Source organism: Spirochaetaceae bacterium, assembly GCA_009784515.1.
Taxonomy (GTDB): Bacteria; Spirochaetota; Spirochaetia; order WRBN01; family WRBN01; genus WRBN01.
Genome location: WRBN01000080.1, coordinates 1 through 8552 on the forward strand (window position 1 = coordinate 1; position 8552 = coordinate 8552).

Annotated in this window: 9 protein-coding genes; 5 read left to right on the forward strand and 4 right to left on the reverse strand. The window is 39.8% G+C overall.

All coding sequences use genetic code 11. From position 1 onward, the window contains the following. A partial coding sequence (locus tag FWE37_08125) for an N-acetylmuramoyl-L-alanine amidase (GenBank protein MCL2520945.1) occupies positions 1–920 on the forward strand: 920 nt, incomplete at its 5' end. Positions 921–970: 50 nt separating this feature from the next. Here FWE37_08125 and FWE37_08130 read toward each other — a convergent pair. Further along, positions 971–1819 carry a hypothetical protein gene (locus FWE37_08130; GenBank protein ID MCL2520946.1) on the reverse strand — a complete coding sequence of 283 codons (849 nt, stop codon included), beginning with the start codon at positions 1817–1819 and terminating at the stop codon, positions 971–973. A 195-nt stretch (positions 1820–2014) separates the two neighbouring features. On the opposite strand from FWE37_08130, the gene FWE37_08135 reads away from it, so the two are divergent. Together FWE37_08135 and FWE37_08140 are read left to right on the forward strand one after the other, a co-directional pair. Continuing rightward, positions 2015–2404, forward strand: a complete 390-nt coding sequence (locus FWE37_08135) for a hypothetical protein (GenBank protein ID MCL2520947.1) — start codon at positions 2015–2017, stop codon at positions 2402–2404. A gap of 2 nt (positions 2405–2406) precedes the next feature. Continuing rightward, positions 2407–3207 (forward strand): class I SAM-dependent methyltransferase, encoded by an 801-nt coding sequence (locus FWE37_08140; protein ID MCL2520948.1) that lies wholly within the window; start codon positions 2407–2409, stop codon positions 3205–3207. Here the strand turns inward: FWE37_08140 and FWE37_08145 are convergent. Next, positions 3204–3653: a deaminase gene (locus FWE37_08145; GenBank protein ID MCL2520949.1), complete on the reverse strand. Its 450-nt coding sequence runs from the start codon at positions 3651–3653 to the stop codon at positions 3204–3206. The genes FWE37_08140 and FWE37_08145 overlap by 4 nt on opposite strands. Before the next feature lie 53 nt (positions 3654–3706). Then, a complete protein-coding gene (locus FWE37_08150; GenBank protein ID MCL2520950.1) occupies positions 3707–5449 on the reverse strand; it encodes an AMP-binding protein in 1743 nt (580 codons plus the stop codon). A gap of 309 nt (positions 5450–5758) precedes the next feature. On the opposite strand from FWE37_08150, the gene FWE37_08155 reads away from it, so the two are divergent. Together FWE37_08155 and FWE37_08160 are read left to right on the forward strand one after the other, a co-directional pair. Further along, entirely contained in the window at positions 5759–6619 is an 861-nt protein-coding gene (locus FWE37_08155) for an adenine nucleotide alpha hydrolase (protein MCL2520951.1), read from the forward strand. A 120-nt stretch (positions 6620–6739) separates the two neighbouring features. Further along, positions 6740–7720 (forward strand): tRNA-dihydrouridine synthase, encoded by a 981-nt coding sequence (locus FWE37_08160; protein ID MCL2520952.1) that lies wholly within the window; start codon positions 6740–6742, stop codon positions 7718–7720. A 55-nt stretch (positions 7721–7775) separates the two neighbouring features. On the opposite strand, the gene FWE37_08165 is transcribed toward FWE37_08160, so the two are convergent. After that, positions 7776–8360, reverse strand: a complete 585-nt coding sequence (locus FWE37_08165; GenBank protein MCL2520953.1) for a transposase — start codon at positions 8358–8360, stop codon at positions 7776–7778. Positions 8361–8552 lie beyond the last annotated feature (192 nt).

An 8552-nucleotide genomic window follows, 5' to 3' on the forward strand; every position in this document is an offset into this window, starting at 1 on the left:
GATTAATGTTAAAATTACAAACAACGGGTAGCTCGACAAACCAGCGGATATTACCGGACCAAGCGAATGAGGTTAAGTTAATAAAGGATAAACTTAACGGCTTTTTAATGAGCGGTAACGAAATTTTTCCTGAAAGTAATCCTCCCGGTGGTGATAGGCCTGCAACAGGTAATGAAATTTCCGAGCAACCTAATCCGCCGCAACTGCCCATACGTATAGCTATTTCCAGCGGGCATAGCGCCGGCTTTTGGGGAGCCTATAATAAAGATACTGGCCTATATGAACACCTAGAGGCAGTTAAAGTGGTAGATAGAGTAACAGAAATATTGAGAGACAGGGAGGTACTAGTTGAGGTATTTCATGACAAAATGAACCGAGACCCGGATACAAACGTTAATAGAATTATAGCTTGGCACAATAATAATATAGACGAACAAGGCAATTTACATCCACGCATACGCGATTTAGATGTAAGTATACATTTTAACTCTTTTACCGTTCCTACTACCATTAATAGCAATGGTGTATGGTTTGAACCTATTAAAACCGAACGTGATATTAATGTTACACGTAATAGAATGGGCTGTGAGGTGTTATACAGATTAAGAAATGATATAACACAACAAATTGCAACCCATGTTAGCAGGGCTATACATGAAGCTAGTAGTGATATGAGTGCAGAAAGATGGCATAACCGCGGAGCAAAACCTCGCCCTCACCCTAGTTGGCAAAGACCGGAGGATCCAGATGGTCCACTTGGGTTTTTAGAAAATGAACATGCAAGAAACCCTATTTTAATAGAGGTATGTTTTGTAAACAGCCGTGCTGATGTAGCTATTTACAGGGACAGATTTGAACAAATTTGTACAGCTATAGCAGATAGCCTTACGATGGCGGTAAGAAATATAATTAGAGTTTAGTTATTGGAAGCAGTCCCCTCAAAAAGGGGGCTGCACTATAAATATTAAAACTAAAAAAAGATAAGGGTGGTATAATGTTGAAATTTTATATTAGGTCGCAAACCTTCAAACGTAATAGATTGTTCTTCTTCATTGTAAGAAATTATTGCTAAACGACGGTTGTATCGTAAATTAAGATGAGTAATACCAGTAAAGCCTATATTTAAATATTCCAAATTATGAAGGCTTCTTACATCTAAGTTAGTTAAACGGTTACCAGCTACATTAAGAGTCAATAGATTAGGAAGATTACTTAAATTAATGTCCGTTAATCTGTTAACACTCAAAGAAAGCGTCTCTAAATGAATAAGATTACTTATATCTATATAAGTTAAATGATTAAAATCAGCACTCAAAGTTTCTAAATTGCTCAGATTACTAACGTCTAGGCTAGTAAGTTCATTAAATCCAACAAAAAGTTCAATTAAATTAGTAAGGGCACTTACGTCCAAACTAGTTAACCTATTATTAGATACAGTTAGATTAGTTAGATTAATTAAATTACATAAATTAGTCATATTAGTTAAATTGGTAGAGTGTAAAATAAGCACGGTTAACCCAATTAAATATTCAATACCGCTAGAATTAGAGATGGTATTATCATAATAAACATTAAGGTATCTTCGAGCATATAAATCATCATACGGCCCCGCAACCTCTAACCTCTTCACCCTCGCCAGACTATCACTTAGTGCTTGCCCCGTAAGTCTAGCATCATTGCCTAACACTTCCGCCACCACTCTTCTCAAATTTTCATCAGGGAACAAACTAGCCAGCGTAGCGTTAGCCGTTACCGGTAAGCCTTGCCCTTGTGCGTTTATGGCTATTAGTAATAAAGCTATAGTTAATATTTTTTTCATAGTAATAGTTTAGCATAGCTTGCGGTTAAAGTAAAGCTAAAATATTAAAGTTTGGCCTGTGGGTGTAACTTTTCACTAACATTGAGTAGTTAGAGATAGTAGTTATTAACAGTTTGTCAACTTATCAGTTTTCAGTTTTCACTTTAACGAGTGTAGATAACTTTGCCGATATATGCTATAACAACAGGATAAATTATGCGTATATTATTGTTTTTATTAGCTCTTAGCTTAGCTGGCCCCCTAGCGGCCCAAACTCGGCAGCTTGGTAACACTACCATCGAGGTAAACGGGGCCGTTACCATTTTGCGCCGCCACAACGATGCCGGCCTTGTTATTTACGAGCTACACACCGCTACCGCCAACGGCCAGCGTATTTTTGAGGCCTTTGATAGTACCGAAACCGGGCAGCTAGATACCTTTTACTACTTTGATAGTGAAGGCCGTTTACTTAGGCAAGAAATAGACTCTACCGGCAACGGACAAATCGATATTATTATTTACTTAAGCGATGGGCAATTTATCGACCGTATTTGGCGTGATGAAAATGTGCACAATAACCGCGCCACTCCGCAAGGCCTATCGTAACTATGACCACCGAAACAGCCGAAAAATTAGCGGCCTCGCTCAGTGCCGAAACCGGCCGGCTTTTACCTTTTTTACCGTATTTACTGCAAGATTTTTGGACACTTGGTAGTGAGCCAAAAGTTATGGCTCAGCTGCTTAAAGACTATGCCAACCTGCCGCCTCAAGCAAAGGTGCTGGAACTTGCCTGCGGCAAAGGTGCGGTAGCTATTAAAATTGCCCAAGAGCTGCAAGTAAAGGTAAAAGGTATAGATATAATAATCGCTTTTACCGAAGTTGCCGCCCAAAAAGCTTGCGAATATAAAGTAGATAATTTATGCCGGTTTACAGTTGACGATATTAACGAAGCCGTACAAACCGAAAGAGATTATGATGTGGTTATTTTAGGTGGTGTTGGCAGCGATGTTTTAGGCGGTCCGGCCCAAACCCTTAGCAAGCTAAAGGCTCCCCTTAAAGCCGGCGGTTATATTTTAATTGACGAAGTTTACCTTAACGCCAACGCAAAACACACCGATTTACAATACGATAAGAACGAATATTTATACGAAAATGAATGGCTGGCTTTATTTAAAGAGGCCGGTTTACAATTAGTCAAAACTATTTTAGCAAGCGATATAGAAGCCTCTGAGAACTTAGATAAAGTTACAGGTATGGCCGCCATCACCCAAAGAGCTAACGAATTAATGTTAAAATACCCGGCCGAAAAAGAGCTTTTTGCAAGTTATATCCGCAGCCAGCAAGCCGAATACAACGACCTTGACGACAGCTTAGTAGGGGTAGCGTGGCTGCTAAAAAAGAACGATTAAGGCTTGGCTGTTACTTGCGTAATTTGTACACCTAAAGTTTTTAGCAGGTTATACGTATCTGCCGTATAGCCGGCTAAATCGTAGTCTTCACTGTAAACAATATATTTTATGCCGGCGTTAAGAATGTGTTTTAAGCAATTACGACAAGGCTGATAAACCGAGTACAAAGTAGCTCCATCAATAGAAACCCCATATTTAGCAGCAAAAATGATGGCATTCATCTCGGCATGAATTTCGTTATAAGTCGAAAACTCGTGGTGCAAATCGCGGTCAAACTCTGCATCAAATTTTTCATCACAGTTAGTTGTCCCGGCCGGCGTGCCGTTTATGCCGGTGCTTAATATGCGGCCATCTTTTACTATTAAGGCGGCTACCTTAATTTTTACACAATGCGACAGCTTGGCCATTTCTTTAGCCATATTTAAATAAATTAAATCTTTATTCATTTTATTTTCCTAATATTTTATCCCTCTTAAAGCTCTTAAGGGGGATAGTTGTTTTAACCAAAAATGATGGTACCGGCATCTTTAGCGGCACTAAACCGTTTAATTTTATTAGTACTGGAAAGTTCCAGCGGGGTATTTACCACCCTAATACGCCTTACTTGCTGATAAGGCTGTAATTTTTTGTTCCCCTCTAAGATAAGCGCAATAAGCTGTTTATTAACTTCTTTATGGGTTTTATCTTTAATAAAATCGGAACTGGGATAGATAACGGCCTCTATATCTTCTATCTTTAATCTCTCGTTAATCATATACCCGCGTACCAATAGCTGCTCAAATTGGCTTACTAACTGAAAGGCATCTTCTACCTCTTCGGGATAAACATTTTTACCGCCTTCGGTAACAATGATATTTTTAGCCCGGCCGGTTAGGTACACATAGTTATCACTGTCTTTCCAACCTAAATCGCCGGTTTTAAAGTAGCCATCGGCGGTAAAAGCGGCGGCCGTTGTTTCGTCATCGTTATAATAACCATTAAAAACCATCGGGCCTTTAACGGCAATTTCGCCGATACCTTGTTCGTTGGGCTGCAAGATGATAATATCGGTTTCGGGTAACACCCGGCCAACCGAGCCTTCTTTAAAAGCGTGGGGTGGGTTGAGAGTAATGATAGGCCCGGTTTCGGTTAAGCCGTAACCTTGTATCATATCCAGTCCTAATTGGCGGTAACGGGTTAAGGTAGCACCGGCAATGGGGCCGCCGCCGCTGATAAGTACTCTAAGGCTGGAAAGACTGGCCTTAGCAAGTATCCCTTTTAAGATGGGCATTTTTTTACCTACAGGCCGGCCGGTACGTGCACGGATAGAGCCGCTTACGGCCATTAAACCGCTCACCAAAGCCATAACAACCGGTCCGCGTTTGCGCACATTTTTAATCAGACCGTTAATAACTTTATTATAAAGCATAGGCACACCCAATAAACAGGTAACTTTACCCTCTTTTAAATCGTGCAAAATGTTGGTAATAGCCAGTTTATCGGTAAAAAGCAGCTGCGCTCCGCCGGTTAAAGCCGTAATAAACACCGCCGTCATACAATAAATATGATGAATGGGCAGCAGGACATAAAAAACATCGTTGCTGTAAACATGGATAAGCCCTTGCACTAAATAACTATCACTAATTAAAGCGCGGTGGGTTAAAACTACCCCTTTTTCGTTACCGGTGGTGCCGCTGGTAAATAAAATAGCGGCTACATCTTCTTGCCCAGCCGGCGGAAAATCTTTAGTTGTACCGCTAAGATTAAGCACATAATTGGCCGTATCTTTAGTGAGTGAATAGGTAGGTAAATTAGCTTTATCAAAACCTTTGGCTAATTTTTCGTGGTCGCAAAACAACATTTTAGCCCCAACTCGTTGGCTAAGGGCCAAAGCTTTTTCGCTGCCCATACCGTTATCTATCGGCACGGCGATGGCGCCGGCTTGCATAATAGCCAAAAAGGTGATGGCCCACTCTAGACTATTAACCCCGCTCACCACCAATTTATCGCCTTTTTTAACCCCTTGCTCTATGAGAAAACCGGCAATGTTATCTACCAGCTCTTTACCTTGTGCGTAATTATAGGCACGTAATACTTTGTTATTTTGGCTTTCTTCGTAGGCGCTAAAGGCAATATTATTGGGGAACCGATTGGCCGACAAAGCAAACATTTGCGGTAGAGTTGGCCACCTATCATTAAAAATTTTGCCGCGATATTCATCAAGCACCGTCCAAGGTGTATAAAAACTAGGGATTTTCACCACATATCTCCTTTATTATATTTTTATATTATTAAAATAATACTATATTTTATATAATTTTAATAACCAATCTTTTTTTTGTCAATACCGTTAGGCAAATTTTATAGCTACCGGCCATAAAATTTGTCTAATGGCCTTTACCTTTGGCAATGTGTTATAAGCAAATGCAATGAGTTATTTGTATTGTATGATATTAAAAAAATTTAAGTGCACCTTTATAATGACAGTTAAGGGTAAGAACGATTTGGAGTGATACCTGTAAATAGATAGTTACCACTTGCCATTGTAAACAATTTAAGCTATTGTCTTGTCATGGTAGAGATAAAACATTACGCCGAAAGTTTAGTTAAAGAGGATTTTAGGCCCAAATTAAAAGAGCTGCTCGGGTTAAAATTACTCGCAGATAACCCGGAAGAAACCGCTAAAAAAGTTAATTTGCCGCCGCGTATCGATAAATTTATTAAAGGGGTTGGTAAAGGCATTAACAGCCTAGAGATGATTAAAGACGGCGACCATATTTTAATAGGGATTAGCGGCGGTAAAGATAGCCTAACTTTAGCCTTAGCGCTGGCTCTACGTAAACGGCACTTACCCATCGATTATAAGTTGGAGGCCGTGCAGGTATTATGGAGCGAATACCCTATGACCGCCGCCCAAACTCAAGATTTTGAAGATTACTTTGCTATGTTGGGTATTAAATATACGCAATTACCGGCCAGTATGTACGGTCCCAAAATAAAAAAACGTTTTAGCTGTTATATTTGCAGCCGCAACCGTAAACGTATTTTATTTGATTATGCTAACGAGGTAGGGGCTAATAAGATAGCTTTTGGCCACCACCTAGATGATATTATCCAAACCACTTTAATGAATATGGTATACGGCGGCCAGTTGGCTACTATGATGCCCAAGCAAGATTTTTTTGGCGGTGATTTGCAGCTAATTAGGCCAATGTGCCAATGCCGTGAGCGGCAAGTAATGGCCATTGCTCATGAGCTTGCTCTGCCTGTTATTAGTATTGCCTGCCCTTACCGCGATGATAGCGGCCGTATGGCCATTAAACCGGTAATAGAGCAATTAGAACAAATACTCCCCGGTGCAAAAGAAAACATGTACAAGGCGCTGTTTAATGTTAAAGCAGAGTATTTGCCGGGAGTTAGCTATAAAAAATAAAAAGAGGATTACAACCACGAAAGGAAGAGGTAAAAGCCAGCTAAATTTTGTGGCTATCAAAATTAAATTTATGTACGCATATCTCTAGTAATTATTTATTAATTATATTATTATTGTATAATGTATCTTTCCCCCCTCACCATCGGCCCGCTTAAACTAGCCGGCAATATTTTTGCCGCCCCTATGGCCGGCTACAGCGATAAAGCTACACGGCAACTTGCTCTAGAGTATGGCGCAAATTTAGCTTTTACCGAGATGGTAAGCTGTGAGGGCTTATGGCGGCTCTCGGCCAAAACCCAGCCCATTATGGAAAGGGCCGATGGCGAAGAAAACTTAGCTATGCAATTATTTGCCGGTAATGTAGAGGCGCTAGAAAAAGCTTTACCCATCGCTTTAACACAAAAACCGCAGCTCATCGATTTTAACTGCGGCTGTCCGGTTAATAAAGTTATTAAAAGCGGCAGCGGCAGCGCTTTAATGCAAAACTCTGCCCTTTTTAAAGAACTTATGCACACTTTACGGCAAAATGTACCGGCAGATATTGCCGTAAGTGTAAAGTTTAGAAGCGGCTGGAATTTTGATAGTATTAATTATTTACAAATTGCCGAGCTGGCCCTTAACGAAGGCATTAATTTAATTACTTTACACCCGCGCACACGCAGCCAAGCTTATAGCGGCAAGGCTGATTATAACCATTTAGCCACTCTTAAAAAGACTTTTCCGCAGGCAATAATTTGCGGCAGCGGTGACCTTTATACGATAGAAGATGTAACCAAAATGTTTGAGCAAACCGGCATTGATGCCGTAATGATAGCACGCGGCAGTATTGGGAACCCTTTTATTTACAAACAAATAACAGAGGCCGCCGCCGGCCGCACTTATAACCCTACAGCTAACGAAAGATATGCTACAGCTTTAAAACATTTTGAGCTGGCCTTAGAATATGGTAACGAAGGCACAGTGGTGCGCGAAATTAAAAAACATATTTTAGCCTATCCTAAAGGGATAGCCGGTTGCGCTGCCTTTAAAGGAGTCTTTGCCCCTTTGCTCAATAAAGAAGAGATGCTTACCTTACTAAAAAACACCCTAGCTACTGTTTAGATTTAGCCAGTTGGGCTTTTAGTAAAGCTATCTCTTCTAACAACCTACTATTTTCTTAAGTTACTTCCTCCGATATAAAAAGCGGCCTATTAACTTGGATAGGCACAAATTTGACCTTTGGCGGGGCCTTCGATATAAAAACCGGCAAATAAGATTTTGAAAATCTTAAAGAAAAGGTATACTCAAAGAATCTTAAAACAGACAGATAAAGCGTCATCGAAATTGGAGAAATTAGGGAGAATCTTTCTAAGTTGTTTTTAAGATTAGCCCAAAAATGGCGGGTAGGATTTAATTCAGGAGAATATGGAGGAAGAAAAATAACTTTTTCCGCTAATACAGGTAAGGTACTCTTACGATGAAAAGTAGCGTTATCCATAATAATATGGCTATTTTGTGGGAGCTTTGGCAGTAATTTTTGTGTAAGCCAAGTTTCAAAGAGTTCATAGTACATTGTTCTATTATATTGATACGGCTCTATAAACCCTTTTCTTATCTCTAAGTTTCCTGTTGTTTCATATATCTTAATCCAGCTCTTTAAGGTTGTTGTTCCTATTTTAAATACCTTAGCTGTCTCCTCTAAGGTATGCCTTTCTTTCTTATATTCTATCGCTCTTTTCTTATATTTTACATCATACGACATTTACATTCTATATCATAGATTAGACTTTTTTTCTGTTCTTTGACTCTATGCGCCGGCCTTGAATAGCGGAGGTAGGAATGGACAAAAGATAGCTAAAATGATAAACTAAGGAATGGAAGAAAAAGCAGAGAAGAGGCCGATTTGCCCAAAATGTGGAAAAGAAGAGAGGCAGATGAAGAGTGGGTTTACAAA